Below are 26,265 nucleotides of genomic sequence, written 5' to 3'. Positions count from 1 at the left end.
ATGGAAAAGGCCCCGCCGAAGACGGAGCCCCCACCATGACCGGCACGACGCGCGCGCAGTTCAGCGCCGCGCGACACCCTCGGCCCGCGCCGCCGCGGCCACCGCCGCCGTCACCGCCGGGGCGACCCGCTCGTCGAACGGCGACGGGATGACGTACTCCGCGGACAGCTCGTCGCCGACCACGGCGGCCAGCGCCTCGGCGGCGGCGATCTTCATCGTCTCGGTGATCCGCGAGGCACGGACCTGGAGGGCGCCCGCGAAGATCCCGGGGAAGGCCAGCACGTTGTTGATCTGGTTCGGGAAGTCCGAGCGCCCGGTCGCGACCACGGCCGCGTACTTGTGGGCGACGTCGGGGTGCACCTCGGGGTTCGGGTTGGCCATCGCGAAGACGAAGGCGCCCGGCGCCATCGAGGCGACTGCGGCCTCGGGGACCGTACCGCCGGAGACACCGATGTAGACGTCGGCGCCGGCCAGGGCGTCCTCCAGGGAACCGGACAGGCCCGCCTTGTTCGTGATCTCGGCCAGCTCGCGCTTGACCGCGGTGAGGTCCTCGCGGTCGCGGCTGACGATGCCCTTGCGGTCGGTCACCGCGACGTCCCCGAGCCCGGCCTCAAGGAGGAACTTGGCGATCGCCACCCCCGCCGCACCGGCGCCGGAGATCACCGCGCGCAGCTCGCCGAGCGTGCGGCCGCTGAGCCGGGCGGCGTTCTTGAGCGCGGCCAGCGTCACCACGGCCGTGCCGTGCTGGTCGTCGTGGAAGACGGGGATGTCGAGCTTCTCCTGGAGCCTGCGCTCGATCTCGAAGCAGCGCGGCGCGGAGATGTCCTCCAGGTTGACACCGCCGAAGGAGGGGGCGAGCCGCACGACGGTGTCGACGATCTCGTCCACGTCGGTCGTCGCGAGCGCGATCGGCACCGCGTCCACCCCGCCGAACTGCTTGAAGAGAATGGCCTTGCCCTCCATCACCGGGAGGGACGCCTCGGGGCCGATGTCCCCGAGGCCGAGCACGGCCGTGCCGTCGGTGACGACGGCCACGACGCTCGACTTCCACGTGTAGTCGTGGACGAGTTCCGGCTGCTCGGCGATGGCGCTGCACACCTTCGCGACGCCGGGCGTGTACGCCAGGGACAGGTCGTCCTTGTCGCGGATCGGCACGGTGGCCTGCACGGCCATCTTGCCGCCGCGGTGCAGCGCGAAGGCCGGATCGAAGGGATCGGCGATCTCGCTGCCGCCCTCGTCGCCGGTACTGCTGTCGCTGCGAGGATTGACGATCTCCGCTGCCACTTGTCTTACCCCTTAGGTCTTGAACATCAGTTGAGGGTGTCCACTCCTGGTTGAGGAGCGGGCGGGCACCGCGTACGCACCGGTCGGTCCCCGTTGGGGGACCGCCGCACAGGCGCGTACACGACGGGCGCGCCGCACGCGCGCCCTGAGCCCCGGATGAGGGGTGTAAAGAACCTTCTTACCCGACGGACAGTGCTGCGGACGAGCCCGTACGTGATCGATCACGGCCCGGTGACATGACTCATAGCCGAATATCTGGACAAGTCGTCGACTCCTGGTCGAAGCGCGCGGGAAGTCGGCTCGAATGGTGAGACAGCGGACAGTTCGCCGGAGATTTTCCCGTGGCCGGACGGCGGCTCCGCAGATGCTGCGGCCCCATGCACCGTGATGGGCGGTCGCGTTGGGGGTCTTGGCACACCTGTTATCCGATTTTGACATCGCCGACCCCCTGGAGGGCCCCGTCCGAATGGCAAGATGCCGTCATCGCACGTGATCGCACGAGGTCGCGACACCCGAAGGTGTGTGCCAAGGCGACCCCACACGGCAACTCCACCCATCCCGCCGGAGGACCCCACCATGACCGCAAGCACCACCCGTCGCACGACCGCGAATTCCGCGAAGTCCCGGATAGCAGCGGTCGGCGCGATCGCGGTCGCCGGCACCCTGCTGCTGACCGGCTGCGGTGACCAGACGAAGTCGAAGGACTCCGACTCCGCCTCGGGCTCGACCTCCGCGAAGTCGGCGCCGCTCGCCTCCAAGCTCCCTGCCTCGATACGCGACAAGGGCGTCATCAACGTCGGTTCCGACATCGCGTACGCGCCCGTCGAGTTCAAGGACGACTCGGGCAAGGCGGTCGGTATCGACCCCGATGTCGCGGCGGCGCTCGGCAAGCAGCTCGGCGTGACGTTCAACTTCCAGAACGGCAAGTTCGCCGACCTCGTGGGTGGCTTGGCCTCCAAGCGCTACGACATCGCCATGTCGGCCATGACGGACACCAAGGACCGTCAGGAAGGCATCGACAGCGACACCGGCAAGAAGGTCGGCAAGGGTGTCGACTTCGTCGACTACTTCACCGCGGGCGTCTCGCTCTACACCAACAAGGGCGACGACCAGGGCATCAAGACCTGGGACGACCTGTGCGGCAAGACGGTCGCCGTGCAGACGGGGACCTTCTCGCAGGACCTCGCCAAGGACCAGGCGAAGAAGTGCAAGGAGGACGGCAAGAAGGCCCTGAAGGTCGAGGACTTCGGGACCAACCCCGAGGCCGAGACCCGGATGCGCTCCAAGGGTGCCGACGTCGTCTCCGCCGACTACCCGATCGCCGCGTACTCCGTGAAGAAGTCCGGTGGCGGCAAGTACTTCGAGATCGTCGGCGACCAGGTCGAGGCGGGCCCCTACGGCATCGCCGTCGCCAAGGACAACACGCAGCTCCGGGACGCCCTCAAGGCCGCCCTGGACGCGATCATCAAGAACGGCGAGTACAAGAAGATCATCGCGAAGTGGGGCGTCGAGGACGGCGCCGTCACCGAAGCGAAGATCAACGGTGGTTCCTGACCCGTCACCCCTGTCCTGCACTCTGACGGGCTCTGAAAGGCACCACCCATGACTCCCCTCAGCAAGGCGAACGAGCCCGCCGACACCGCGCCCGCCGGTGCCGCCCCGGAGGCCGTCAAGGCCATCCCGGTCCGGCACCCCGGCCGCTACGTGTCCGCGGTCGTCGCCGTGGCGCTGCTCGGCGCCATCGTCTACGCGTTCTCGCAAGGCAAGATCGAGTGGGGCACGATCCCCAGCTACTTCTTCGACGACCGGGTCCTCACCGGTGTCGGCAAGACGCTCGAACTGACCGTCCTGTCCATGGTCATCGGTGTCGTCGGCGGCATCGTCCTGGCCGTGATGCGGATGTCGAAGAACCCGGTGACCAGCACGATCGCCTGGTTCTACATCTGGTTCTTCCGTGGGACGCCGGTCCTGGTCCAGTTGTTCATCTGGTTCAACCTGGGCCTGGTCTTCGAGTACATCAACCTCGGGCCGATCTACAAGGACTACTGGTCCTCGTTCATGACCCCGCTGCTGACCGCGCTGCTCGGGCTCGGTCTCAACGAGGCGGCGTACATGGCGGAGATCTGCCGCTCCGGCCTGCTCGCCGTGGACGAGGGACAGACCGAGGCGGCGCACGCGCTCGGCATGAGCCACGCCAAGACCCTGCGCCGCATCGTGATCCCGCAGGCCATGCGGGTGATCGTGCCGCCCACGGGCAACGAGGTCATCAACATGCTGAAGACGACCTCGCTCGTCTCGGCGGTGCAGTTCCTCGACCTGTTCAAGGTCGCCTCGGACATCGGCCAGACCTCCGCCTCCACGGTGGAGATGTACTTCCTGGCCGCCGCCTGGTACCTGATCCTCACGTCGATCTTCAGCGTCGGGCAGTACTACATCGAGCGGTACTACGCGCGCGGCACGTCCCGCGCACTGCCCCCGACCCCGCTCCAGCGCCTGCGCATCGTCGTCGGCCGCCCGAAGGGAGGCATGGCATGAGCGCCAAGACCACCACCGGCCCCGACGCGGACCCCACGCCCGGACCCGCGACCGCCATGGTCAAGTCCGAGGGCGTCCACAAGTCCTTCGGCAGCGTCGAGGTCCTCAAGGGCATCGACCTGGAGGTCAAGCAGGGCGAGGTGTTCTGCCTCATCGGCCCCTCGGGCTCCGGCAAGTCGACGTTCCTGCGCTGCATCAACCACCTGGAGAAGATCAACTCCGGTCGGCTCTACGTCGACGGGGAACTGGTCGGTTACCGGCAGAAGGGTGACAAGCTCTACGAGCTGCGCGACAACGAGGTCGCCCTCAAGCGCCGGGACATCGGCATGGTTTTCCAGCGCTTCAACCTGTTCCCGCACATGACGGCCCTGGAGAACGTCATGGAGGCGCCGGTCCAGGTCAAGGGCGTCTCCCGGGCCCAGGCCCGGGAGCGGGCCGGGCAGCTCCTGGAGCGCGTGGGTCTCGCCGAGCGGGCGAAGAACTACCCCTCGCAGCTCTCCGGCGGCCAGCAGCAGCGCGTGGCGATCGCCCGGGCGCTCGCCATGGACCCGAAGCTGATGCTGTTCGACGAGCCCACGTCGGCGCTCGACCCGGAGCTGGTCGGTGACGTCCTCGACGTCATGCGCGACCTCGCCGAGTCCGGCATGACGATGATCGTGGTCACGCACGAGATGGGCTTCGCCCGCGAGGTCGGCGACAGCCTCGTCTTCATGGACGAGGGCGTGGTGGTCGAGACCGGCCACCCGCGCGAGGTCCTGACCAACCCTCAGCACGAGCGGACGCAGTCGTTCCTCTCGAAGGTGCTCTGACCCGGTCCGCGCCACGGAGAAGGGGGCGTTCGGGTTCCGACCCCGAACGCCCCCTTTTTTCTGCCTGCCCGGTCACCTCACTTCAACGCGAGCACCATCGCGTCGGACGGCGAGCTCCACACCACTCGCGCCTCCCCGAAGCCGGCGCCCCGAAGGGTGTCCGCATGCCACTGGGCGGACGGCGTGTCCCCGTCGGCGTGCTCCCCGTAGATCTCGAAACGCTCCGCCGTGGGCCCGGCGAGAACCGGGTCCTGCGCGGCGAGCGCCCACCACTCGGCCCAGTCCACCGCCCCGCCCGTCTTCTCCTCGTCCATGCGCGCATGGCGCAGGGCACGTTCGGCGGCATTGATCCGCGGCGTCGCGGGGTCGATCATGTGGTCCGCGTTCATGAGGACGCCGCCGTCACGGACGAGGCCGGCGAGCTGACCGTAGAGGGCCGTGAGGGGGTCGGAGTGCAGCCAGTGCAGGGCGGTGGCGGTGAGCACGGCGTCGTACGAGTCGTGCGGCAGTGCCCGCGTCCAGTGCGGGTCCTTGAGGTCGGCGGTGACGAAGCTGACGCGTGCGTCCCCGTCGAAGGTGCCGCGCGCGATGGCGAGCAGGGCCGGATCCAGGTCGACGCCGACGCTGGTGGCCTCCGGAAAGCGGGTGAGCAGCCGGTCGGTGATGCTGCCGGTGCCGCAGGCGAGGTCGAGCACGCGGGGCGCGCGGCCGACGCACGCCTCGACCATGTCGAGCATCACCCGGAACCGCTCCTCGCGGTCGGGCATGTACCACTCCTGCTGCCGGTCCCAGCTCTCCTGCCAGGCACGCCAGTCCGTCGCGGAGCCGGTGGTGGTCCCCGTCATGATTCCCTCCCGTACAAGCACGTCATGCACGCCTTGCCCATGCACGTAATACCCTGAAAGCCCAAGCGAGCATTACTCTCGCCCGCCCTGACGATAGACCGCCCCGGTAAGGACTACAAGTGGAACTGGCCTATTACTCGGACTACGCCGTGCGCCTCGTCAACACCGAGGAACCGGTCCGCGGCAAGGACAGCCTGACCTCCGTGGACGCGGTGCGCGGCCTGTTCGGCGCCAACCAGGAGGCGGCCCGGCGCGCGGCGGACGCCGATCTGACGCGCTTCCGCAGCGTCCGGGGGCGGCTGCGCGCCGTCTTCGAGGCGGCCGACGGCGGCGACGAGACGCTCGCCGTCAACCTGCTCAACTCGCTCCTGCTCGAATTCCCGGTGAGCCCGCAGATCTCCGGGCACAACCACCGTGACGACGACGGCCGCCCGCTGTGGCACATGCACCTGGCGGACCACCCGTCGAACGCGACCGCCGGCTACGCCGCGATCGCCGCCATGGGGCTCGCCTTCCACCTCACCGAGTACGGCGTGGACCGCCTCGGCCTGTGCGAGGCGACCCCGTGCCGCAACGCCTACCTGGACACCTCCACCAACCGCTCCCGGCGCTACTGCTCGGACCGCTGCGCGACCCGCGCCAACGTCGCCGCCTACCGCGCCCGCAAGCGCCTGGAGGCGGAGCGGCCCGACCGGCCCGAGAGCACGGGACGCACGGCGCCGAAGGCCCAGGAGAGCACCGCCGTCACGGACCGCTGACCCTCACCCTCCGCCCACGGCCTGCGCCGCCGCAGCCGCCCGCGGACCTTGGCGAGCACCAGTTCGTCCGGCACCACCCCGTACACCGTGCTGTCGCCACCGGCCCCGGGGTTGTCCCCGAGCACCCACCAGCCGCCCTCGCGCCGCTCGGCGATCCGCTTGACGACCAGCAGGTCCTGCTGGAACGGATGGCGCAGCACCACCACGTCGCCGGGCCGCACCCGGGCGCCGTACTGCACCAGCATCCAGTCACCGTGGTACAGCGTCGGCACCATCGACGGACCGTCGACCTCGATGATCTGGAACGGCACCTTCGCCGCGCGCGCTTCCTCGACCGTCTCGGGCATCAGACAACCTCCCCGGTTTCCAACCGCCGGTCCCATCCTCCACCAGTCCCAGTGTCACCCTGGACTTTTGGCCTAAGCCCCCGGGGGCACCCGCGAAAAGCCGTCGCGCACGGAGTAATGTCCCACCTGAGAAGACGATCACGAGGAAGGACAGCAACATGCTTTCCCGCCTGTTCGCCCCCAAGGTGAAGGCCAGTGCCCACTGCGACCTCCCCTGCGGCGTGTACGACCCCGCCCAGGCCCGCATCGAGGCCGAGTCGGTCAAGGCCGTCCAGGAAAAGATGGCCGGCAACGACGACGCGCACTACCAGGCGCGCGCCACGGTCATCAAGGAGCAGCGCGCCGAGCTGGCCAAGCACCACGTCTCGGTCCTGTGGAGCGACTACTTCAAGCCCCCGCACTTCGAGAAGTACCCGGAGCTGCACCAGCTCGTCAACGACACCCTGAAGGCCCTCTCGGCCGCCAAGGCGTCGACCGACCCGGCCACGGGTCAGAAGGCGCTGGACTACATCGCCCAGATCGACAAGATCTTCTGGGAGACCAAGAAGGCCTGACCCGAGGCCTGTTGAACCCTGGGACCGGCGACCGGCGAGCGGTGCACCCCCGCAGGCCCCGGCCCACCCGAAGGGGCCCGACCGACACACTCGGCCGGGCCCCTTCGGCATGGGACCGACCGCTCCCGTCCGGCCCCCGCCCGACCCGCGCCCCTCCGCACCCCAGGAGCCTCCGTGTCCCGCCGCCCCCGCGTGCTCTACGTGACCGACCTGGCCTACCCGGCCCGCGGCCGACGCTACGGCGACGAGGACGTCTTCCTCACCTCGCGGCTCCGCCGCGCGTTCGACCTGGCGCTGTGCCACCCGCTGGACGCGGTCGCGCTCATGGACGACTTCGAGGTGGTCGTGGTCCGCAACAGCGGGCCCGTGCTCGGTTACAGGGACGCGTACGAAACGTTCCGCGGCCGGGCGCTTGAGCGCGGCACGAACGTCTACAACCCGCTCACCGGCCGCGCCGACATGGCGGGCAAGCAGTATCTCCTGGAAATGACAGCCGCCGGGTACCCGGTGATCCCGACGGTCGACCGCGCCGCCGACCTCGACCGCCTCCCCGCCGCCGACGCGTACGTGGCGAAGCCGAAGCTGGGCGCGGACTCGATAGGGCTGCGCGTCGTACCCCTGACCGAACTCCCCGGGCTCCCCTTCGCCGACGGCCTCCTGGTCCAGCCGCACATCGACTTCGCGTACGAGGTCTCCTTCTACTTCGTGGACACCACCCTCCAGTACGCCCTGTACGCCCCGGACCCGGAGCGCCGCTGGGAGATGCGCCCCTACGACCCCAGCTCGTCGGACCGGGAGTTCGCCGGGCGCTTCATCGAGTGGAACACCCTCCCGCACGGCATCCAGCGCGTCGACGCCTGCCGTACCCGGGACGGCGAGCTCCTGCTGGTGGAGCTGGAGGACCTGAACCCCTACCTCTCGCTCGACCTGCTGGACGAGGTGACGCGGGACGCGTTCGTGGCCGCGATGACCGAGTCGGTACGCCGGGCCGCCGCCACCGGCTGACCTCAGGTCGCCTCCAGCACCTTGCGCGACTGGGCCAGCAGCCGATCGCGGTCCTTGCGGACGGACTCGAACTCCGCGCGGTGCAGCCGCAGTTCACGCCGCTGGAGCCGTTCCATCACCGACCACCAGACGCCGCCCGTGTTGTGGGCGCGCTTGCACTCGATGTCGGCGACAGCCGTCCCCACCTCCCGCTCCGAACGACGGGTGTTGCCGTCCTGCCCGCGCTTCCACGCCTTGCTGTCGTAGGCGTCCACGGGGTCGGCGTACCGCTCGAAGCCCTTGTCCACGACGCAGTCCGCCCACACCTGGTAGGCGCGGCGCAACCGCGGCTCCCGCTCGGCCTGCCGCTGAAGGGCGGCCTCGCGGTCGGTGACGTACGTCCACATGCGCTTGCTGTCCCGGAGCCCGCGCTGAAGCCGCCGCGACGCCTCGCCGTAGCAGCCGCTGTGTTCGCTGCGCCCGTCGCCGTAGTAGACGGCGGACTCCTCGACCGTCATCTCCCGCCCCCGCGGCTCGGGCGGACGCATGTTCTTGCCGGGATCCCAGCCGTACCCCCAGCGCCGCGCCTGTCCGAGGCCGTAGAGACCGACCGGCCCGGTGGACACCGCGACCATCGTGGTCGTGTACGACTGGCTCATCCCCGGATACTTCGGGTCCAGCGGGAAGTCGGCGAAGCCGTGCCGGACCATGCAGCGCTGCGTGAGCAGGCGCGTCGCGGACTCCATCCGGTCGTACGCCTTCTCGTCGCCACCGTCGAACTCATACCTCTCCAGCGGCAGTTCGGGCATCTCGTCCTCGGTCCACACGACCGGCGTCCCGTCCGCCCATGCCTTCGCGTGCCCACCCGTCCCCAGGTCGCCCCCGGCGAACCCGAGCACCACCGCCCCGACGGCGACACACACCACCCCCCGGCGTCTCACTCCCGGCTCTCCCCACTCTCCGCGCTGTTCTCCCCAGCGGACTCGATCTTCCGCACGACGCGCGCCGGGTTGCCCACGGCCACGACGTCGGCGGGCAGATCACGCGTGACGACGGCGCCCGCGCCCACGACCGTGTTCGCGCCGATCGTCACACCGGGGCAGACGATGACGCCACCGCCGAGCCACACGTTGTCGCCGATCGTGATGGGCTTCGCCGCCTCCCACTTGGCTCGCCGCGGTTCGGGGTCGATCGGGTGGGTGGGGGTGAGCAGTTGGACATGGGGGCCGATCTGCACGTCCTCGCCGATCCGGATGGGTGCCACGTCCAGCAGCACCGCCCCGGTGTTGACGAACGTCCGCGCGCCGATGCTGATGTACTGCCCGTAGTCGACCGAGAGCGGCGGTCGCACGACGACGTCCTCACCGACCTCGCCGAGGAGTTCACGGAGCAGGGCGCGGCGCGCGGGCAGGTCGGTGACGCTGCCGGTGTTGTAGCGCTCGGCCAGCTCGGCGCCGCGCAGCGCGTCCGCCTCCAGTTCGGGATCGTCGGCGAGATAGAGGTCACCGGCGAGCATCCGCTCCTTCTGACTACGCGGCTCAGGGCGCGGCCAGTCCCGCACCTCGGTCACCGCGTCGACCGCCAAGGGCCCGTACAGGTGCGGGAACCGCTCCCCGTCGGGCGCCCCGGGCACACCGGGCTCCACCCGCACCGGCACATCCAGCCGCTCACGGTCGACGACCAGGACCACCAGCCTCCCCGGCTCGGGGTCGGTCCCGTACAGCAGCTCGGCGACACGGCGCACCTGGTGGGGGAACGAGCAGTGGATGAACCCGACCTCTTGGAGGGTCTTGCCACGGGTCGACATCGTGTACGACCCGGTGGCCCGGGCGCTCTCCCACAGGGCGCGCTCGGTGATGTGCAGCAGTTCGATCGCCATACGCCCAATCTATGCGCGGCGATCCATGCGCATCGGCCTATACACAGTGGTCTGTGCGCAGTGGCCTGTGCGCAGTGGTACGCGCGCAGTGGTACGCGCGCAGTGGTCTAAGCGTGGTCGCGCCCACCGGCTCTGCTGTAGCGGCGGACGACCACACCGTTCCCGAAGGTGCGATTCTCTTCGAGTTCGAAACGCGCGAGGTCGTACCCTCGCCCGGCGAACATCGGCATGCCCGCACCGAGCACCACCGGGTACGTCTTGATCACGAGTTCGTCGATCTCGTCCGCGAGCAATCCGGCCACCTGCGCACCGCCGCACAGCCAGATCCCCGACCCATTGCCGCTCTCCGCCTTCAGTTCCCGCACCTTGCCGACGACGTCGTCGCGGATCAGCTCCACATTCGGGTGCGGAGACGTGTCGAGGCTCCGCGACACGACGTACTCGCGCAGATGCCCGTACGGGCTGAGAACACCGGCGTCGATACCGACCTGATAGCTCCCGCGCCCCTGGATGACGGTGTCGAACTTCTTGTTGGCGACACCGTCCAGACCGACCATCTTGCGGCCCTCCGCCGGCACGGTCTCCGGATACTCCGCCTTGAGGAACGCGAGAAACTCCTCGTCCACGAAGGACATGAACATCGTTCCGTCACCGGACTCGTCACCGATGAAACCATCGACGGACACCGCGACGAAGTACGTGAGCTTACGCAAACCGGTCTCTTCTCCTGGAGGAAGGTCAGCTCCGAACGGCTGAACCACTACAGTTATAGTGCTAGAAGTGCTCCATGTGTAGTGGTTGCAAGAGATTTTTTCAGAAGTGCTGAGAAGCAAGGAGAGCCGAGACATGGTGAGGAACCCCGAGCGCCGGGCCGCCCTCGTGGACGCGGCCGTGGAAGTCCTCGCGGCCGAGGGCGCGCGCGGCCTGACCTTCCGCGCGGTGGACACAGCGGCGAACGTCCCCACGGGCACCTCGTCCAACTACTTCACCAACCGCGACGACCTGTTCCACCACATCGACACCTGGCTGCACCAGCGTCTCGCCCCCGACCCGAAGGCCGTCGAACGGCTCCTGGAACTGCCCAGGAACCGCGAGCTCGTCACCGCCTTCATGCACGACCTTTTGCGCCGCGTCATGAACGACCGCACCGGCTTCCTCGCCCTGATGGAACTGCGTCTGGAGGCAACCCGCCGACCCGAGCTGCGCGCGTCCCTGATGAAGTCGCTCCGCGCCGACCTCGACTTCGGCATCACCTTCCACACCGAATCCGGACTGCCCGGCGGCGCCGAGGACGTCACCCTGCTCTACCTCGGCATGCTCGGCCTCATCCTGGAACACCTCACGATGCCCGGCCTGCTCGACGACGCGATCCCCGGCGTGAACACACCGGACGACCTGGTACGCCGCCTGGTGGCACGCATCGTGCCGGACGCGTAAGACGCCTACGTCTGCCCAGCTTCCCCGCACGCGCCGGGTGTGGCGTCCGTCGGACAGTCAGTTACTGGGCTTGCGGCTCACGCCACATCGGCCACAGGGACGGTCCGTCCGGCAGGTCGACCGCGGTCCCGGTGAAGACGAAGCCGAGCCGCTCGTACAGGGCACGACTACGAGCGTTGCTCGCCTCCAGATAGGCGGGCAGCCCCTCGCGGTCACAACGCTCCAGGACCGGCGCCATCAACGCGGTCCCCAACCCCTCACCCTGCCGGTCCGGCCTGACTCCTATCATCCACAGGTAGACATGCTCCCGGCCCACCGGATGCGCGGCAGCGGTCAACCGGGCTATCTGCTCCACCCGTTCGTTGTCGGGATCCACAGCGGCCCGCACCTGCGCGGGCCCGTCGTCGCTGCTGCCCTCGCTCGGACCAAGCGGCTCATCCGGCGTGTCTGGCGCCCCCGGTATATCCATCCACAGCGCGACGGCCGCGCCGTCCTCCGCAAGGTCTATATACCCGTCGGCGAAGGTCGCATCGGTGAACGCCGCCATCAGCCCCGCATGCCGAGCCCGCCTGTGTTCCACGTCCGGGAACACCCAGCCACTGACCGGATCGTCCATGAACGCCTCATCGAGCAGCCTCACGACATAGTCCCGGTCACTCGCCTGCGCCCGCCGAATCCCCACGCCCACCGTGAAACCCCTCGCCTCGCCAACCCAGCCAGCCGAACTGGCCCAACCAGCCGTCCGAGGCTGGGCGTTGGCAGCCTAAGCGATCAACTCCTCTCGCTAACCGGGGGCCTGGACACCGCGTGGCCCGGGGTCGGGGCCCTGGGTCGGGGCCCTGGGGTCGGCCCTGGGTCGGGGCCCTGGGAGGCGCCGACAGGTCGGGCGGAGGGAACGGGCTGGGCCGCCGCCGACTGCTTCCCCTGCCCGCTACTCCCCTAGGGGCTGTCTTCGAACTCCCGTCTGCCCGCTTCTCCTTCCGCCGTGACTCCGATGATCCGGGGTCACGGAGACACGCCGGTCCCTGCGCAGAGTGCCTCCGCAACGGTGACGCACCCTCGGATCACGTGCCGCGCTTCCCCGCACCGCACACCCCACGTCCCGGGCCACCCCGCACCGCACACCCCACGCCCCACGTCCCGGGCCACCCCACACCCCACGCCTCACGTCCCCGGGCCACCCCGCACCTCACGTCCCGCGCCCCCCGGGGCGCCCCTGCACCACACCTCCCCCTCGGGCCCCCGCCCCTCGTCACCGCACTTCAGCTCTGCCCGCCCCGCCCCGCACCGCAGCGCACCGCACCGCACCGCACCGCACCGCACCGCACCGGCCCAGTGCTGCCCTCTCACATGCCCCGCCCCCGCAATCCACCCCTCCTCGGACCCATTCGTCCCCCCAACCCGCAACCCCGCCGCCCCTCCTCTCTGTCGGCCTCTGCCCCCAGTTCCCTTCGCTCGCGGCCACCTCCCCAGCCAAGCCCCCCTCGGCCCCCTCCCGCCACGCGGTGTACCCCTCAGTACCCCCGCCGCGTCACGAACTCCGCGAGGGACAGCAAGCCACCCGCCTTCTCCGGGGTCGGCACCGCCCTGGCAAGTTCGTGCAGCGCCCGTGCCATCTCGTCCGCGGCCTTCGCCTGCGCCCAGTCACGTCCGCCGGCCCGCTCCACCGCCGACGCGATCGCCTCCAGTTCCGCCTCGCCCTCCTTTCCCGGGCCCGGTGGCCCGTACAGCGCGGCCAACTCTTCCGCCGCCGGGCCGCCGGAGGCGAGCGCCGCGACGACCGGCAGGGACTTCTTGCGGACGGCCAGGTCGGCCCCGGCGGGCTTGCCGGTGCGCGCCGGATCGCCCCAGATGCCGATGACGTCGTCGATGAGCTGGAACGCCAGTCCCGCCGCCCGCCCGAACGCGTCGAGCGCCGCCACCTCCTTTTCCCCGGCCCCCGCATACAGCCCCCCGATCGCACACGCGCACCCGATCAGCGCCCCTGTCTTGGCCTCCGCCATGGTCAGGGTCTCCTCCAACGTCACGTCGCCCGGAGCACGCCGCTCCAAAGCCACGTCCGTGGACTGTCCTTCGCACAACTCCACGACGCAGGCGGCGAGTCGCGCCACCGCGGCCCGGGCCGCCGGATGCGGGTCCTCGGCGAGGAGCAACTGCGCCTGAGCCTGCATCGCGTCCCCCACCAAGATCGCGTCGGCGCTCCCGAACACGGTCCACGCGGTCGGCCGGTGCCTGCGCGTCGTGTCCCGGTCCATCACGTCGTCGTGCATCAAGGTGAAGTTGTGCGTCAACTCCACGGCCGCCGCGGCCCGTACCGCCGCCTCGGGCCGTCCCCCCAGGGCCCGTGTCGCCGCCAGGACGAGGGCGGGCCGGACGGCCTTGCCCGCGTTGCCCACCGCAGGCGTACCGTCCGCGTGCTGCCAGCCGAAGTGGTAGAGGGCGACCTTGCGCATGGACTCCGGCAAGGCCTCGACGGCCCGGCGCAACTCCGGGTCGACCGACACCCTGGCCTGCACCAGGATCGCCTCCGCCTCCTGCTCCTCCTGCCCGCCTTGCGCCGACTGCCCGGCCCGGCCCGCTCCCTCGGGCCCCGCGGGCTGCGGGACGACCTGCGCTCGCACCGTGTCCGGTTCGACGGGCGCCTCTGCCGCTCGCGTCTGCGTCGTCTGCGTCATGGACTCACCCCCAGGGGGGCGCGGACGGTGGCAGGTCCGCTGCTGCTGGGCGCGTACCCCCTCGGTGTACCCGCCCTTGCGGGCGGGAACACGGCGCGCCGGTGGCGGGACGTCACCGCCACCGACCGATCTCGACGTTCTCCAGGACACCCAGCGCGTCCGGCACCAGGACGGCCGCCGAGTAGTAGGTGGTCACGAGGTACGAGATGATCGCCTGTTCGTTGATGCCCATGAACCGCACCGACAGGCTGGGCTCGATCTCGTCCGGGATCCCTGTCTGTCGGAGCCCGATGACGCCTTGCTCCTCCTCCCCGGTACGCATGCAGATGATGGAGGTGGTCCGCGCCTCCGAGATCGGGATCTTGCCGCACGGGTAGATCGGTACACCGCGCCATGTCGGGATGCGGTGCCCGCCGACATCGATGCTCTCGGGGACCAGACCCCGCTTGTTGCACTCCCGGCCGAACGCGGCGATTGCCTTCGGGTGCGCGAGGAACAGCTTGGACCCACGGCGCCTGCTGAGCAGTTCGTCCATGTCGTCGGGGGTGGGCGCACCGTCGTGCGGTTGCAGCCTCTGGTCGTACTCGCAGTTGTTGAGCAGACCGAACTCCGGGTTGTTGACCAGCTCGTGCTCCTGGCGCTCCTTCAACGCCTCGACGGTGAGGCGGAGCTGATGTTCCGTCTGGTTCATCGGCTGGTTGTAGAGGTCGGCCACGCGGGTGTGGATGCGCAGTACGGTCTGCGCCACGCTCAGTTCGTACTCGCGTGGCGCCGACTCGTAGTCGACGAACGTGCCGGGCAGTACGGCTTCGCCCACGTGGCCCGCGGAGAGGTCGATGGCCTTCTCGCCGTACTTGTTGGCGCGTTGCGTCGGGATCGAGCGCAGTTGCCGCAGGTGTGCGCTCAGCGTCTCGGAGCGCTCCGCGATCTGCTCGAGGTCGCGGCGCGGCAGGGTGAGCACCGTACATGCGGTGACCGCGCGGGCCGTGTACTCCCAGATGCTTTCCGGGTCGAGCAGCGCCTGGTCGCCGAAGTACGCGCCGTCGGCCAGGACGCCGAGCACCGCGTCGTCACCGTAGGGTCCCGTCCCGATCTTCTCCACGCGGCCGTGCGCGAGCAGGAACACCTCGTCCGCCTGACTACCGAAGGAGGTGAGCACCTCGCCGGCCGCGAACTCCCGCTGCGTGCACCGCTGGGCCAGTTCGCCCAGGACGTCCGTGTCCTCGAAGCCCCGCAGCGGCGGCAGCTCCCCGAGTTCGGCCGGGATGACCCGGACCTGGTCACCGGTCTTCACGAACGTGATCCGTCCGTCCCCGACCGTGTAGCTCAGCCGCCGGTTCACCCGGTACGTGCCACCCTGCACATTTACCCAGGGCAGCGCTCGCAGCAGCCAGCGGGAGCTGATCTCCTGCATCTGCGGTGCGGACTTCGTGGTGGTGGCCAGATTCCGCGCAGCGGATGTACCGAGGCTCTTTTGTGACTCGGCCTGCTCTGTGCGGACCTCTTCGCCTACCGACATGGAATTGCCCTCCTGATCAGGAACTGACCTGCGGGGACAAGCCTCCAACACCGTCCGTGCCCGCGCCATTACACAAATGAGCGGGAATGGATCTCGTCCGGACGGGGCATTGGTCGCGTTTTTCGGAACTCGGTGATCTCGTCACGCGTTGATCGGAAAACGACCGGACACCGAAAGAGGAGACGACCATGGCGGGCTTCCTGGACCGTGCGAAGGAGCAGGCGCAGCGCGGCCTGACGCAGGGCAAGCAGAAGCTGGACGACGTGCAGGCGCAGCGTGCCGGCGGCGATCTGCTGAAGAAGTTGGGCACGGCGTACTACGAGGAGCGCAAGGGCACCGGCAGCCCGGACGCCACGCAGCGGGCCCTGCAGGCTCTTGAGGCGCACATCGCGGCGAACGGGGACGCGTTCCTGCACGGCTGAGCCGCCCGGCCCGCCGGTCGCCGATGTCCGGAACGGCTCGCACGAAATCCGAACGAGTAGTCGCTGCAACGCAGTTCGGGTACAAGCACCTGTACGAGACGGTGCGCGACGGGCGGCCGTCGCGCCCCTGAGGAGTCGGCCATGGCCCCACCCATGTCCGCGAGCAGTTTTCTCGCCGCCCTCAAGAGCGAGGGGCTGACCGTCGTCGAGGTCGGCGACTGGAAGCATCACAATCGCAACCACAAGGGAGCCTGGGGCCCGTTGAACGGGGTGATGATCCATCACACCGTCACATCGGGGAGCGAGCGCACGGTCCGTATCTGCCGCGACGGCCACCCGGACCTGCCTGGCCCGCTGTGCCACGGCGTCATCACCAAGGACGGCCGGGTCCATCTGGTCGGCTACGGCCGCGCGAACCACGCGGGGTTCGGCGACGACGACGTGCTGCGCGCCGTGATCGCCGAGAAAGCCCTCCCCCACGACAACGAGGCGAACACGGACGGCAACAGCCGCTTCTACGGCTTCGAGTGCGAGAACCTCGGTGACGGGCAGGACCCGTGGCCGGCCGTGCAGTTGGAGGCGATCGAGAAGGCCGCCGCGGCGGTCTGCCGCCATCACGGCTGGACGGAGCGCTCGGTCATCGGCCACCTGGAGTGGCAGCCCGGGAAGATCGACCCGAAGGGCTTCACGATGGCATCCATGCGGGGGCGTATCCGCGAACGGCTCAAGTGACGCACTGCGACGCGTCGGCGGCGGGTGCCCGGACAGATGTCCGACAATGGCCGGGTGCCCCACCCGATCACCGCCGCCCTGCGTCCCCGGCTGCCGTCGCCTCTCATGGAGGTCGACGACGACCGTTTCGCGCGCCATGGTGTCCGGCTGCTGCTCAAACGGGATGACCTGATCCACCCGGATCTGATCGGCAACAAGTGGCGCAAGCTCGCCCCGAACCTGGCGGTGGCGCAGGGCCGCCCCCTCCTCACATTCGGTGGCGCCTATTCGAACCACCTGCGGGCCACGGCCGCCGCCGGCCGCCTGCTGGGTGTGCCCACGCTCGGCGTGGTCCGTGGTCAGGAACTGGCGGATCGCCCGCTCAATCCGTCCCTCGCCCGGTGCGTGGCCGACGGGATGCGGCTGCACTTCGTCGACAGATCGACGTACCGGGCGAAGAGCGACCCGGAGGTCCTGGCCACGCTCCTGGACGCCGTCGGAGTCGTTGACGCGTACGTCGTCCCGGAAGGCGGCAGCAACGCCCTCGCGGTCGAGGGGTGCACCGACCTGGGGCGTGAGCTGCGCGGCCGTGCCGATGTCGCTGCGGTCGCCTGCGGCACGGGCGGCACCCTCGCCGGACTGGCGGCCGGGCTCGCCCCCGGCCAGCGCGCCATCGGTGTCTCCGTCCTGAAGGGCGACTTCCTGGCAGCCGATGTCCGCACCCTGCAAGAAGCGGCGTTCGGCAGCCCCCGTGGAAGCTGGTCCGTCGAGGACCGCTTCCATTTCGGCGGCTACGCGCGCGTGCCCACAGAACTCGTCTCGTTCGCCGACGACTTCGAGCAGCGCCACGGCCTCCCGGTCGAGCGTCTCTACGTCGCGAAGATGCTGTACGCGCTCGTCGCGCTTACGGAAGCGGGCACCTTCACTCCCGGCACGACGGTGGCGGCCGTCGTCACGGGAGCGCCTTTCTAGGACGTCAGTCGTCGACCTCCCGGTAGGCGGCGGCCTCCTCCAGGTCGAGTTTGCGCAGCAGGGTGCGCATCATCTCGTCGTCGATCCGCCGTTCGTCCCGCATCCGTACGAAGACCTCGCGCTCGGCCGCGATCGCCTCCCGCGCGAGCCTGCGGTACGTCTCGTCGGCGGACTCACCTGTCACCGGGTTGGGCTGGCCGAGGCGCTCCCACACGGAGTTGCGGCGCCGCTCCAGAACGGTGTGCAGGCGGTCCTGGAGGGGCTGGGGCAGGTCGTTGCGCTCCTCCCGCATCAGCGCGTCCACCCGCTCCTCCGCGGCCGTGGAGGCGACGTTCTGGGCCTGCGCCTCGGCCAGCGTCTCGGCCTGTACGTCACGGCCCGGCAGCTTCAGGGCCTTGATCAGGGGCGGCAGGCTGAGCCCCTGCACGACGAGTGTGCCGATGACCGTGGTGAAGGTCAGGAAGAGCACCAGGTTGCGCGCGGGGAACGGATCGCCGTCCTCCGTGACGAGCGGGATGGAGAACGCGATGGCCAGGGACACCACCCCGCGCATTCCCGCCCAACCCACGATCAGTGGCCGCTTCCAGTCGGTGTCGCCCTCCCGTTCCTTGATGCGCGACGAGAGGAACATCGGCAGGTAGGTGGCGGGATACGACCACACGAAGCGGATCACGACCACAAGGACGAACACGGCGATCGCGTACCAAGCGGCCTGCGCCACGCTGTACTCGCCGAGGTCCTTGAGGACGACGCGCAGTTGCAGGCCGATCAGCGCGAACACCGACGACTCCAGGATGAACGAGACGACCTTCCACACCGCGGCCTCCTGGAGCCGCGTCTCGAAGTCGACCTGCCAGGAACGGTGCCCCAGGTACAGCGCCACGGTCACGACGGCGAGGACACCGGAGGCGCCCACCTGCTCCGCGGCCGCGTACGCGACGAAGGGGATCAGCAAGGAGAGCGTGTTCTGCAGGATGGCCTCGGTGAGGTGCTTGCGCAGCCAGTGCAGCGGCACCATGAGCAGCAACCCGACGCCGACACCGCCGACAGCGGCGACCAGGAACTCCCGGATGCCGCCCGCCCAGCTCGCCCCCTCCCCCACGGCGGCGGCGAGCGCCACCTTGTAGGCGGTGATGGCGGTCGCGTCGTTCACCAGGGACTCGCCCTGAAGGATGGTGGTGAGCCGCGACGGCAGGCCCACCCGACGCGCGATCGCGGTCGCGGCCACCGCGTCCGGCGGCGCGATCACGGCGCCCAGGACGAGCGCGGCGGCCAGCGGCAGGTCGGGGATCAGTTCGTACGCGAGCCAGCCCACCGCCACCGTCGCGAACAGGACGTAGCCCACCGAGAGCAGGGCGACGGGCCGGATGTTGGCCCGCAGGTCCAGATAGGAGCTCTCCAGTGCGGCGGTGTGCAGCAGCGGCGGCAGGATCAGTGGCAGTACTACATGCGGGTCGAGCCCGTACTCGGGAATCCAGGGCACATAGGAGGCCGCCAGCCCGACCGCGACCAGGAGGAGCGGTGCCGGTACCGGCGTCCTGCGCGCCGCCCCCGCCACCGCCGCACTCGCCGCGATCAACCCCACCAGTGGCAATACGTCCATGCCCCGCCTTCCGCCGTCCTTCTCGCGCCACCCGTCGTAACCTGGCCATCATGAACGAGTGCCCGCACGTCGATGCGCTGCCGCACCCCGAACCGGCTCCGCTCAGCGAGACCTGCCTGGAGTGTCTGGCCGTCGGCAGTCACCCTGTGCAACTGAGGCTGTGCCTGATCTGCGGCCACGTCGGCTGCTGCGACTCCTCGCCCTACCGGCACGCGACCGAGCACTACAAGACGACCGGGCACCCGGTGATGCGCACCTTCGAGCCTGGTGAGAGCTGGCGTTGGTGCTTCGTGGACGCGACTCTGGTCTGATGCGGACGATCCGCGGCGGTGCCGGGGTTCGACCGGTGAGCGCCTGGGTACGTCAATCCGGCGCCCGCTGTTTCCAATTGGGTCCGCACACCCTCTAGCCACTGTCCGTACCCGTATGCTTACTATGAGTGACAGCACTGGGCCGGGGGTCCCCGGGACAGGAAAGTCGGGCGCGCGGTAGCGTCACCGCAGATATATGTGGCGCATCACCCGGAGGAGGACCTCCGGAGCCCGAAAGTGCTTGTACCACCTTGGAGGTGAGGGTGTCCCAGATCGCAGGAGAGCCCGGGAATCAGGACTTCGTGGAAGTCCGGCTGCCGGCTGCGGGTGCCTACCTGTCGGTGCTGCGGACGGCCACGGCCGGTCTCGCGGCGCGTTTGGACTTCACCCTCGACGAGATCGAGGACCTGCGCATCGCGGTCGACGAGGCCTGCGCGATCCTGCTCCAGCAGGCCGTCGCGGGCTCCGTGCTCAGCTGCGTGTTCCGGCTGGTCGACGACTCCCTGGAGGTGACTGTCTCCGCGCCGACCACCGACGGCCGGGCCCCGGAGCGCGACACCTTCGCCTGGACGGTGCTGTCGGCCCTCGCGGGCCAGGTCGACTCCTCGGTGGCCGATGACAACACCGTCTCGATCAGCCTCTACAAGAAGCGCGGCGCGGGCCCCGGCCCGGCGTGATGGACGGGGGCGGTCCGGTGCGGGACGACAAGCGCGGCACACGGGATCTCCCGGCCGACGGCACTGCGGGGATGCGGCGGGTGGCCGCGGGCATCCCCGAGCAGCAGGCCCGGCCGCACCCGGAGGACCCGGCGGCCGACGTGCCACAGCAGGCAGCGCCGATTTCCGGGACCGAGCTTCGTGGGCGGGCCGGGGGATCGGACGCGCGACGGGCGGGATTGATGAGCGACCACGAGCGACACGGTGAGCAGCAGGGCCGGCACGACCCGCGGGATCGCAGCGGTGCACGGGCGATGTTCATCGAGCTGCGCACCTTGCCGAGCGGCAGCCCGGAGTACGCGGAGATGCGCAATCAGCTCGTGCGCATGCATCTGCCTCTGGTCGAGCACCTCGCGCGCCGTTTCCGCAACCGCGGAGAGCCGCTGGACGACCTCACCCAGGTCGCGACGATCGGCCTGATCAAGTCGGTGGACCGCTTCGACCCGGAGCGCGGCGTGGAGTTCTCCACGTACGCGACCCCGACGGTCGTCGGCGAGATCAAGCGGCATTTCCGTGACAAGGGCTGGGCCGTGCGCGTCCCGCGCCGCCTCCAGGAGCTGCGCCTGTCGCTGACGACGGCGACGGCCGAGCTGTCCCAGCTCCACGGCCGCTCCCCCACGGTCCACGAGCTGGCCGAGAAGCTGGCGATCTCGGAGGAGGAGGTCCTCGAGGGCCTGGAGTCGGCCAACGCGTACTCCACGCTGTCCCTGGACGTCCCGGACACGGACGACGAGTCCCCGGCGGTCGCCGACACGCTGGGCGCCGAGGACGAGGCGCTGGAGGGCGTCGAGTACCGGGAGTCCCTGAAGCCGCTCCTGGAGGACCTGCCGCCGCGCGAGAAGCGCATCCTGCTGCTGCGTTTCTTCGGGAACATGACGCAGTCGCAGATCGCCCAGGAGGTGGGCATCTCGCAGATGCACGTCTCGCGCCTGCTCGCACGCACGCTGGCACAGCTCCGGGAGAAGCTCCTGGTCGAGGAGTGAGCGCAGAGAACGTAAGTACAAAAAGGCGCCCGGTGCGGTCATCGCACCGGGCGCCTTCCTGTCGCTTCTTCCTTCGTCTACTCGGACTGGCGTGCGCTCCCCGGGGTGCGGATGCCCAGCGCGCGCGTGGTCTCCGCATTGACGAGCAGCACCAGCGCGGCGATCGCGACCGCGGCGAGGGCGATCCCGCCGGGGATGGCCATGCTGTCGGCCTGGAGCAGCGTGTAGGCGACCGGCAGCGCCATGATCTGGGTGATGATCGCGGGGCCCCGGCTCCAGGCCTTGCGGGCCAGCAGTCCGCGCGCGGCCAGCAGCGGCAGCAGCGCGAGCACGATCAGGGTCACACCGCCGGTGACGGCCTGTTGCGGGTTGTCGGGGTGGCCCGTGACCCCGGCGACCAGCATGAAGACGCCGCCCACGAGGAGCGCGACACCTTCGAGTCCGGCCAGGGCCGCCGCGGCGGTCAGCCGGCCGGGGCGCGGGCCGTCTTCTTCGGAGTTCTCGGGGGCGGGGTTCTGCTCTGAGGTCACCCTTGCAGGGTAGCTCTCGGTCGCCTCGGTCCCGCGGCGCGCCGGTCGGGCTCCGGGGCCGTCCGGGCTTACCCGAGCCCTACCTCGGGCTGGGCCCGATCAAGGGCGCTAGGTACCCTGCTTCGCATGCGTGCACTTCTTGTGGTCAATCCGGCGGCAACCACCACCAGTGCGCGCACGCGCGATGTCCTGATCCATGCCCTGGCGAGCGAGATGAAGCTCGAGGCGGTCACGACCGAGTACCGCGGCCACGCGCGCGACCTGGGCCGGCAGGCCGCCGAGAGCAAGGACATCGAGCTGGTCGTCGCCCTCGGCGGCGACGGGACGGTCAACGAGGTCGTGAACGGGTTGCTGCACCACGGCCCCGATCTCGACCGGCTGCCGGGCCTGGCTGTCGTCCCCGGCGGCTCCACCAACGTCTTCGCCCGCGCCCTCGGTCTGCCGAACGAGCCCGTGGAGGCCACAGGGCAGCTCCTGGACGCCCTGCGCGAGGGCCGCGAGCGCACGGTGGGCCTGGGCCTCGCGGAGGGCACACCCGGCACGGAGGACGAGGCGGTCCCGTCCCGCTGGTTCACGTTCAGCGCGGGGGTCGGCTTCGACGCAGGGGTGGTCGGCCGCGTCGAGCAGCAACGGGAACGGGGCAAGCGTTCGACACATGCCCTGTACGTGCGACAGGTCGTGCGTCAGTTTCTCGGTGAACCCGACCGCCGACACGGCACCATCACGCTCGAACGGCCGGGCGAGGATCCCGTCACGGATCTGGTCGTCTCCATAGTCAGCAACACGTCCCCGTGGTCGTTCCTGGGCAACCGTCCGCTCTATCCGACGCCCCAGGCGTCCTTCGACACCGGCCTTGACGTGCTCGGACTCAAGAAACTGTCGACTCCCGCGGTGGCGCGTTACGGCACGCAGTTGCTCACCTCCTCGCCCGAGCGCGGACCGCACGGTAAGAACGCGGTTACGCTCCATGACCTCACCGACTTCACCTTGCATTCGAAGGTGCCCCTGCCCCTTCAGATGGACGGTGACCACCTGGGGCTAAGGACGAGCGTGACGTTCACAGGCGTACGCCGTGCACTGCGTGTGATTGTGTGAGTGGAAGGGCCCAAAGTCCTTTATCTCGAACGTTTGGGCCAGGATCCACCCCATGGAAGTACGGCTGTGACCTAGCCGACACCGAGGAATCAAAAAAAACTTTCCGGAAGGGGTTGTATCCGCCGCCGAGGTTTGCGAATCTCTACATGGCGCTCGGGACGGCCCGCAACATCGGCCCCACAGAGAGCCCGAATCCCCTCCTCAAAGCAACGGACACCCGTCGCAGATGTGACGTTCGTCCCTTCACTTGTTGAGGGATTCGTGAAAGCGTTCACATTCACAAGCAATCCGCACGTAATACCAAGGAGAGGTAGCAGCCATGGACTGGCGTCACAACGCCGTTTGTCGCGAGGAAGACCCCGAGCTGTTCTTCCCCATCGGCAACACCGGTCCCGCGCTGCTGCAGATCGAGGAAGCCAAGGCCGTCTGCCGCCGCTGCCCCGTCATGGAGCAGTGCCTGCAGTGGGCGCTCGAGTCCGGCCAGGACTCCGGCGTCTGGGGTGGCCTCAGCGAGGACGAGCGCCGTGCGATGAAGCGCCGCGCCGCTCGCAACCGGGCCCGTCAGGCCTCCGCCTGATCCCCGCACCCCTTACGAGCCTGAGCCCGGCGGCGCGTACAGCGAGTACGCATCCCCCCGCCCCCGAGCCGCAGCGCGCAGTACCCCCGATGCTCCCCCAGGCTCAGCCCGGGACATGACCCGAGCAACGCGAGCAGTGAGCCCCGGACCGTTCAACGGTCCGGGGCTCACTGCTGTGCCGGCCCCCCCGCGTCCACGTGCGCGGAGTGTGGACTACTTGTGTGTGCGCACCGGGATGTCGAGGATCACCTGGGTGCCTCGTTCGGGTGCGGCCACCATGTCGAACGTTCCGCCCAATTCACCCTCCACCAGGGTGCGTACGATCTGTAGCCCCAGGTTGCCGGTCCGCTTGGGGTCGAAGTTCTCGGGCAGGCCGACACCATCGTCCTGAACGGTGATCAGCAGTCGGACGTCCTTGCTGGTGCCGCCGCGCACGGCGGACACCTCGACGGTGCCCGTGTCGCCCTGTCGGTAGCCGTGCTCCAGCGCGTTCTGAAGGACTTCGGTCAGGACCATCGCCAGCGGGGTCGCCACCTCCGCGTCGAGGATCCCGAAGCGGCCGGTACGCCGGCCCGTCACCTGGCCCGGCGAGATCTCGGCGACCATGGCGAGCACCCGGTCGGCGATCTCGTCGAACTCCACCCGCTCGTCCAGGTTCTGCGAGAGCGTCTCGTGCACGATCGCGATGGAACCGACGCGCCGCACCGCCTCTTCGAGCGCCTCACGCCCCCTGTCCGACCCAATGCGCCGGGCCTGGAGGCGAAGCAGTGCGGCCACCGTCTGCAAATTGTTCTTCACCCGGTGATGGATCTCCCGGATGGTCGCGTCCTTGGTGATCAACTCGCGTTCACGGCGGCGCAGTTCGGTGACGTCACGCAGGAGCACCAGTGAACCGATGCGCGGTCCCTTGGGCTTGAGCGGGATCGCGCGGAGCTGGATCGACCCCTCCTCGCCCTCGATCTCGAACTCCCGCGGCGCCCAACCACTGGCCACCTTGGCCAGAGCCTCGTCCACCGGCCCGCGGGAGGGCGCGAGTTCGGCCGTGGTCCTGCCCAGGTGGTGGCCGACCAGATCCGCCGAGAAGCCCAACCGGTGGTAGGCGGACAGGGCGTTGGGCGACGCGTACTGGACGACCCCGTCGGCGTCGAGCCGGATCAGGCCGTCGCCCACGCGCGGGGAGGCGTCCATGTCGACCTGCTGCCCGGGGAACGGGAACGAACCGGCCGCGATCATCTGCGCCAGGTCGGAGGCCGACTGGAGATAGGTCAGCTCCAGTCGGGACGGCGTACGGACGGTCAGCAGGTTCGTGTTGCGCGCGATGACACCGAGGACCCGGCCCTCCCTGCGTACGGGGATGGACTCGACCCGTACCGGGACCTCCTCACGCCACTCGGGGTCACCCTCGCGCACGATGCGGCCCTCGTCGAGAGCGACGTCCAGCATGGGGCGACGACCGCGCGGCACCAGGTGCCCGACCATGTCGTCCTGGTAGGACGTCGGACCGGTGTTCGGCCGCATCTGCGCCACGGAGACATAGCGGGTGCCGTCGCGCGTGGGGACCCACAGGACGAGGTCGGCGAAGGACAGGTCGGAGAGCAACTGCCACTCCGAGACCAGCAGGTGGAGCCACTCGAGGTCGGAGTCACCGAGGGCGGTGTGCTGGCGTACGAGATCGTTCATGGAGGGCACGAGCCGAGCGTACCCGCCGGTCGCGGGGGCCCGAAAAGACCGACGGACCGCGGCGCCGGGGGTCGGGACCCTCAACCCTCGCCCTGGCACCGCAGCCCTTCAGGTGCACCGACTGCCAGGTGTGCGGTTCCCGGCTGCCGATCGAGGAACCGCCGCAGTCAGGGCAGAGAGCGCGGATCCTCTGTCCGTCCTCCTGTGCGGGGAGGGCGGAGGTCTTCACCACGCATTGTGGACTAGACCATTCTCCCATGTCTATGCGTCGGCAAAGGTTTGTTCTCGTCTATTCCTCCGAGTCCCGTACCGGATCCTAGGCCGGATGCGAGCCAGGTTCGAGGCTACGTCCGGGACTTTCCCGCACGGGCCAGGCCGCCATGGCGATGTCGGCGATGCCCTCCAGCTCGGCCTTGCTCGCCCCGTCCCGGGACTGTTGCGACATGCCTTGGAAGACGGCCCCCACGAAACGGGCGAGCGCGGCGATGTCCGTGTGCTCGGGCAGCTCCCCCGCGTCCACGCCCTGCCGCAACCTGTCCTCGATCGCGGCGAGGCTCGCGCCGCGCTGCTCGCGCAGGGCCTGCTCGACCTCGGGGGTCGTGCAGTTCGTCGCGGCGTGGATCACGAGGCAGCCGTGCGGATGGGCCGGGTCGGTGAATTCGTCGGCCGCCTCCCTCAGCATCCGTTCGACGGCCGCGCGGGCGGTGGGCTCCTCGGTCAGGGCGCGGGCGGGCCCCGCACCGTGCGTGACGCCGTAGACCCGGACGACCTCCTCGAACAGCGAGCGCTTGTCGCCGAACGCGGCGTACAGGCTGGGGGCGCCGATGCCGATCTCGCGGGTCAGCTCGGAGACCGACGTCCCCTCGTAGCCGTGCTCCCAGAAGGCTCGCATGGCCTTTTCCAGGGCGGTTTCCCGGTCGAAGGAGCGAGGTCGTCCGCGCTGCTTGGTCGCCATGGGGTGAATTCTATAGCGACCACTAGATATCCGGGAGGCGGGTGCGCTACGGTCTTTCCATAACGACCGCTACAGATATGGGGA

The 26,265-nt window shown here is 69.5% G+C and carries 28 protein-coding genes and 1 pseudogene; 15 read left to right on the top strand and 14 right to left on the bottom strand.

Annotated elements, in window-relative coordinates; translation table 11 throughout:
• Positions 1-60: 60 nt before the first annotated feature.
• A complete protein-coding gene (locus ACIRF8_RS23365) occupies positions 61-1,284 on the bottom strand; it encodes an NADP-dependent malic enzyme (RefSeq protein WP_404217373.1) in 1,224 nt (407 codons plus the stop codon).
• A 576-nt stretch (positions 1,285-1,860) separates the two neighbouring features.
• On the opposite strand from ACIRF8_RS23365, the gene ACIRF8_RS23360 reads away from it, so the two are divergent.
• From ACIRF8_RS23360 to ACIRF8_RS23350, 3 genes are read left to right on the top strand one after another with little or no spacing between them, the layout of a single operon-like run.
• Positions 1,861-2,838, top strand: coding sequence for an ABC transporter substrate-binding protein (locus ACIRF8_RS23360; protein WP_404217372.1), 978 nt, complete (start codon positions 1,861-1,863; stop codon positions 2,836-2,838).
• A gap of 48 nt (positions 2,839-2,886) precedes the next feature.
• Entirely contained in the window at positions 2,887-3,819 is a 933-nt protein-coding gene (locus ACIRF8_RS23355) for an amino acid ABC transporter permease (RefSeq protein WP_404217371.1), read from the top strand.
• 56 nt (positions 3,820-3,875) lie between these two features.
• Positions 3,876-4,628, top strand: a complete 753-nt coding sequence (locus tag ACIRF8_RS23350) for an amino acid ABC transporter ATP-binding protein (RefSeq protein ID WP_404217538.1) — start codon at positions 3,876-3,878, stop codon at positions 4,626-4,628.
• 77 nt (positions 4,629-4,705) lie between these two features.
• Here ACIRF8_RS23350 and ACIRF8_RS23345 read toward each other — a convergent pair whose 3' ends face one another.
• A complete protein-coding gene (locus ACIRF8_RS23345; RefSeq protein WP_404217370.1) occupies positions 4,706-5,473 on the bottom strand; it encodes a class I SAM-dependent methyltransferase in 768 nt (255 codons plus the stop codon).
• Positions 5,474-5,592: 119 nt separating this feature from the next.
• Here ACIRF8_RS23345 and ACIRF8_RS23340 point away from each other — a divergent pair, with 119 nt between their 5' ends.
• Positions 5,593-6,231, top strand: a complete 639-nt coding sequence (locus ACIRF8_RS23340; protein ID WP_404217369.1) for a CGNR zinc finger domain-containing protein — start codon at positions 5,593-5,595, stop codon at positions 6,229-6,231.
• Here the strand turns inward: ACIRF8_RS23340 and sodX are convergent.
• Complete coding sequence (sodX, locus tag ACIRF8_RS23335; RefSeq protein ID WP_404217368.1) at positions 6,126-6,578, bottom strand: nickel-type superoxide dismutase maturation protease; 453 nt, start codon at positions 6,576-6,578, stop codon at positions 6,126-6,128. The two genes, ACIRF8_RS23340 and sodX, sit on opposite strands and share 106 nt — an antisense overlap.
• Positions 6,579-6,736: 158 nt before the next feature.
• On the opposite strand from sodX, the gene sodN reads away from it, so the two are divergent.
• Positions 6,737-7,132, top strand: a complete 396-nt coding sequence (gene sodN / locus ACIRF8_RS23330; RefSeq protein ID WP_356495626.1) for a superoxide dismutase, Ni — start codon at positions 6,737-6,739, stop codon at positions 7,130-7,132.
• 174 nt (positions 7,133-7,306) lie between these two features.
• Positions 7,307-8,137, top strand: a complete 831-nt coding sequence (locus ACIRF8_RS23325) for a hypothetical protein (protein ID WP_404217367.1) — start codon at positions 7,307-7,309, stop codon at positions 8,135-8,137.
• 2 nt (positions 8,138-8,139) lie between these two features.
• Here ACIRF8_RS23325 and ACIRF8_RS23320 read toward each other — a convergent pair whose 3' ends face one another.
• The 4 genes and pseudogenes from ACIRF8_RS23320 to ACIRF8_RS23305 all read right to left on the bottom strand — a co-directional run bounded on the left by ACIRF8_RS23320 (position 8,140) and on the right by ACIRF8_RS23305 (position 10,708).
• On the bottom strand, positions 8,140-9,057 hold the full coding sequence (locus tag ACIRF8_RS23320; protein WP_404217366.1) for a hypothetical protein: 918 nt from the start codon (positions 9,055-9,057) through the stop codon (positions 8,140-8,142).
• On the bottom strand, positions 9,054-9,632 hold the full coding sequence (locus ACIRF8_RS23315) for a sugar O-acetyltransferase (RefSeq protein ID WP_404217537.1): 579 nt from the start codon (positions 9,630-9,632) through the stop codon (positions 9,054-9,056). The genes ACIRF8_RS23320 and ACIRF8_RS23315 overlap by 4 nt, the downstream gene beginning before the upstream one ends.
• A gap of 54 nt (positions 9,633-9,686) precedes the next feature.
• Positions 9,687-9,995, bottom strand: a pseudogene (locus ACIRF8_RS23310) (DUF952 domain-containing protein); the annotation flags it as partial.
• Between the two features lie 107 nt (positions 9,996-10,102).
• Positions 10,103-10,708 (bottom strand): dihydrofolate reductase family protein, encoded by a 606-nt coding sequence (locus ACIRF8_RS23305; protein WP_404217365.1) that lies wholly within the window; start codon positions 10,706-10,708, stop codon positions 10,103-10,105.
• 133 nt (positions 10,709-10,841) lie between these two features.
• On the opposite strand from ACIRF8_RS23305, the gene ACIRF8_RS23300 reads away from it, so the two are divergent.
• Positions 10,842-11,432 carry a TetR/AcrR family transcriptional regulator gene (locus ACIRF8_RS23300; RefSeq protein WP_404217364.1) on the top strand — a complete coding sequence of 197 codons (591 nt, stop codon included), beginning with the start codon at positions 10,842-10,844 and terminating at the stop codon, positions 11,430-11,432.
• A gap of 61 nt (positions 11,433-11,493) precedes the next feature.
• On the opposite strand, the gene ACIRF8_RS23295 is transcribed toward ACIRF8_RS23300, so the two are convergent.
• The 3 genes from ACIRF8_RS23295 to ACIRF8_RS23285 form a co-directional block, all read right to left on the bottom strand.
• Positions 11,494-12,120: a GNAT family N-acetyltransferase gene (locus ACIRF8_RS23295; RefSeq protein ID WP_404217362.1), complete on the bottom strand. Its 627-nt coding sequence runs from the start codon at positions 12,118-12,120 to the stop codon at positions 11,494-11,496.
• A gap of 826 nt (positions 12,121-12,946) precedes the next feature.
• Entirely contained in the window at positions 12,947-14,107 is a 1,161-nt protein-coding gene (locus ACIRF8_RS23290; protein WP_404217361.1) for a family 2 encapsulin nanocompartment cargo protein polyprenyl transferase, read from the bottom strand.
• A gap of 112 nt (positions 14,108-14,219) precedes the next feature.
• Complete coding sequence (locus ACIRF8_RS23285) at positions 14,220-15,626, bottom strand: family 2B encapsulin nanocompartment shell protein (RefSeq protein ID WP_404217360.1); 1,407 nt, start codon at positions 15,624-15,626, stop codon at positions 14,220-14,222.
• 188 nt (positions 15,627-15,814) lie between these two features.
• Here ACIRF8_RS23285 and ACIRF8_RS23280 point away from each other — a divergent pair, with 188 nt between their 5' ends.
• The 3 genes from ACIRF8_RS23280 to ACIRF8_RS23270 all read left to right on the top strand — a co-directional run bounded on the left by ACIRF8_RS23280 (position 15,815) and on the right by ACIRF8_RS23270 (position 17,731).
• Positions 15,815-16,048, top strand: a complete 234-nt coding sequence (locus ACIRF8_RS23280; RefSeq protein WP_404217359.1) for a hypothetical protein — start codon at positions 15,815-15,817, stop codon at positions 16,046-16,048.
• A gap of 141 nt (positions 16,049-16,189) precedes the next feature.
• The gene (locus tag ACIRF8_RS23275) at positions 16,190-16,780 is read left to right on the top strand and encodes an N-acetylmuramoyl-L-alanine amidase (protein ID WP_404217358.1); all 591 of its coding nucleotides are present in this window, start codon (positions 16,190-16,192) and stop codon (positions 16,778-16,780) included.
• Positions 16,781-16,816: 36 nt separating this feature from the next.
• Positions 16,817-17,731, top strand: coding sequence for a 1-aminocyclopropane-1-carboxylate deaminase/D-cysteine desulfhydrase (locus tag ACIRF8_RS23270; RefSeq protein WP_404217357.1), 915 nt, complete (start codon positions 16,817-16,819; stop codon positions 17,729-17,731).
• Between the two features lie 4 nt (positions 17,732-17,735).
• Here the strand turns inward: ACIRF8_RS23270 and ACIRF8_RS23265 are convergent, their stop codons facing one another.
• Positions 17,736-19,334: a Na+/H+ antiporter gene (locus ACIRF8_RS23265; RefSeq protein ID WP_404217356.1), complete on the bottom strand. Its 1,599-nt coding sequence runs from the start codon at positions 19,332-19,334 to the stop codon at positions 17,736-17,738.
• A gap of 50 nt (positions 19,335-19,384) precedes the next feature.
• On the opposite strand from ACIRF8_RS23265, the gene ACIRF8_RS23260 reads away from it, so the two are divergent.
• The 3 genes from ACIRF8_RS23260 to ACIRF8_RS23250 all read left to right on the top strand — a co-directional run bounded on the left by ACIRF8_RS23260 (position 19,385) and on the right by ACIRF8_RS23250 (position 21,344).
• Entirely contained in the window at positions 19,385-19,645 is a 261-nt protein-coding gene (locus tag ACIRF8_RS23260) for a UBP-type zinc finger domain-containing protein (RefSeq protein WP_404217355.1), read from the top strand.
• 263 nt (positions 19,646-19,908) lie between these two features.
• A complete protein-coding gene (locus ACIRF8_RS23255) occupies positions 19,909-20,322 on the top strand; it encodes an anti-sigma regulatory factor (RefSeq protein WP_324776127.1) in 414 nt (137 codons plus the stop codon).
• The gene (locus ACIRF8_RS23250; RefSeq protein WP_404217354.1) at positions 20,322-21,344 is read left to right on the top strand and encodes an RNA polymerase sigma factor SigF; all 1,023 of its coding nucleotides are present in this window, start codon (positions 20,322-20,324) and stop codon (positions 21,342-21,344) included. Before ACIRF8_RS23255 ends, ACIRF8_RS23250 begins: the two co-directional genes overlap by 1 nt.
• A gap of 77 nt (positions 21,345-21,421) precedes the next feature.
• Here the strand turns inward: ACIRF8_RS23250 and ACIRF8_RS23245 are convergent, their stop codons facing one another.
• The gene (locus tag ACIRF8_RS23245) at positions 21,422-21,874 is read right to left on the bottom strand and encodes a hypothetical protein (protein ID WP_404217353.1); all 453 of its coding nucleotides are present in this window, start codon (positions 21,872-21,874) and stop codon (positions 21,422-21,424) included.
• Between the two features lie 126 nt (positions 21,875-22,000).
• Here ACIRF8_RS23245 and ACIRF8_RS23240 point away from each other — a divergent pair, with 126 nt between their 5' ends.
• Positions 22,001-22,969, top strand: coding sequence for a diacylglycerol/lipid kinase family protein (locus ACIRF8_RS23240; protein WP_404217352.1), 969 nt, complete (start codon positions 22,001-22,003; stop codon positions 22,967-22,969).
• Positions 22,970-23,288: 319 nt separating this feature from the next.
• A complete protein-coding gene (locus ACIRF8_RS23235) occupies positions 23,289-23,546 on the top strand; it encodes a WhiB family transcriptional regulator (RefSeq protein ID WP_016639615.1) in 258 nt (85 codons plus the stop codon).
• A gap of 213 nt (positions 23,547-23,759) precedes the next feature.
• Here the strand turns inward: ACIRF8_RS23235 and ACIRF8_RS23230 are convergent, their stop codons facing one another.
• Positions 23,760-25,226, bottom strand: a complete 1,467-nt coding sequence (locus tag ACIRF8_RS23230) for a sensor histidine kinase (RefSeq protein ID WP_404217536.1) — start codon at positions 25,224-25,226, stop codon at positions 23,760-23,762.
• Between the two features lie 316 nt (positions 25,227-25,542).
• Complete coding sequence (locus ACIRF8_RS23225; protein ID WP_404217351.1) at positions 25,543-26,181, bottom strand: TetR/AcrR family transcriptional regulator; 639 nt, start codon at positions 26,179-26,181, stop codon at positions 25,543-25,545.
• Positions 26,182-26,265 lie beyond the last annotated feature (84 nt).

The organism is Streptomyces sp. NPDC102406 (assembly GCF_044765725.1).
Classification (GTDB): Bacteria; Actinomycetota; Actinomycetes; order Streptomycetales; family Streptomycetaceae; genus Streptomyces.
Note: the sequence above shows the minus strand (reverse complement) of the source record. Positions and strands in the feature narration are given on the sequence as shown.

Excerpts from the sequence above, each read along its gene's own strand:
- ACIRF8_RS23280 (WP_404217359.1), top strand. The coding sequence starts at position 15,815 with ATGGCGGGCTTCCTGGACCGTGCGAAGGAGCAGGCGCAGCGCGGCCTG.
- sodX (WP_404217368.1), bottom strand. The coding sequence starts at position 6,578 with ATGCCCGAGACGGTCGAGGAAGCGCGCGCGGCGAAGGTGCCGTTCCAG.
- ACIRF8_RS23250 (WP_404217354.1), top strand. The coding sequence starts at position 20,322 with ATGGACGGGGGCGGTCCGGTGCGGGACGACAAGCGCGGCACACGGGAT.
- ACIRF8_RS23285 (WP_404217360.1), bottom strand. The coding sequence starts at position 15,626 with ATGTCGGTAGGCGAAGAGGTCCGCACAGAGCAGGCCGAGTCACAAAAG.
- ACIRF8_RS23275 (WP_404217358.1), top strand. The coding sequence starts at position 16,190 with ATGGCCCCACCCATGTCCGCGAGCAGTTTTCTCGCCGCCCTCAAGAGC.
- ACIRF8_RS23355 (WP_404217371.1), top strand. The coding sequence starts at position 2,887 with ATGACTCCCCTCAGCAAGGCGAACGAGCCCGCCGACACCGCGCCCGCC.
- ACIRF8_RS23345 (WP_404217370.1), bottom strand. The coding sequence starts at position 5,473 with ATGACGGGGACCACCACCGGCTCCGCGACGGACTGGCGTGCCTGGCAG.
- ACIRF8_RS23350 (WP_404217538.1), top strand. The coding sequence starts at position 3,876 with ATGGTCAAGTCCGAGGGCGTCCACAAGTCCTTCGGCAGCGTCGAGGTC.
- ACIRF8_RS23235 (WP_016639615.1), top strand. The coding sequence starts at position 23,289 with ATGGACTGGCGTCACAACGCCGTTTGTCGCGAGGAAGACCCCGAGCTG.
- ACIRF8_RS23270 (WP_404217357.1), top strand. The coding sequence starts at position 16,817 with ATGTCCGACAATGGCCGGGTGCCCCACCCGATCACCGCCGCCCTGCGT.
- ACIRF8_RS23290 (WP_404217361.1), bottom strand. The coding sequence starts at position 14,107 with ATGACGCAGACGACGCAGACGCGAGCGGCAGAGGCGCCCGTCGAACCG.
- ACIRF8_RS23225 (WP_404217351.1), bottom strand. The coding sequence starts at position 26,181 with ATGGCGACCAAGCAGCGCGGACGACCTCGCTCCTTCGACCGGGAAACC.
- ACIRF8_RS23315 (WP_404217537.1), bottom strand. The coding sequence starts at position 9,632 with ATGCTCGCCGGTGACCTCTATCTCGCCGACGATCCCGAACTGGAGGCG.
- ACIRF8_RS23260 (WP_404217355.1), top strand. The coding sequence starts at position 19,385 with ATGAACGAGTGCCCGCACGTCGATGCGCTGCCGCACCCCGAACCGGCT.
- ACIRF8_RS23230 (WP_404217536.1), bottom strand. The coding sequence starts at position 25,226 with ATGAACGATCTCGTACGCCAGCACACCGCCCTCGGTGACTCCGACCTC.
- ACIRF8_RS23240 (WP_404217352.1), top strand. The coding sequence starts at position 22,001 with ATGCGTGCACTTCTTGTGGTCAATCCGGCGGCAACCACCACCAGTGCG.
- ACIRF8_RS23265 (WP_404217356.1), bottom strand. The coding sequence starts at position 19,334 with ATGGACGTATTGCCACTGGTGGGGTTGATCGCGGCGAGTGCGGCGGTG.
- sodN (WP_356495626.1), top strand. The coding sequence starts at position 6,737 with ATGCTTTCCCGCCTGTTCGCCCCCAAGGTGAAGGCCAGTGCCCACTGC.
- ACIRF8_RS23300 (WP_404217364.1), top strand. The coding sequence starts at position 10,842 with ATGGTGAGGAACCCCGAGCGCCGGGCCGCCCTCGTGGACGCGGCCGTG.
- ACIRF8_RS23360 (WP_404217372.1), top strand. The coding sequence starts at position 1,861 with ATGACCGCAAGCACCACCCGTCGCACGACCGCGAATTCCGCGAAGTCC.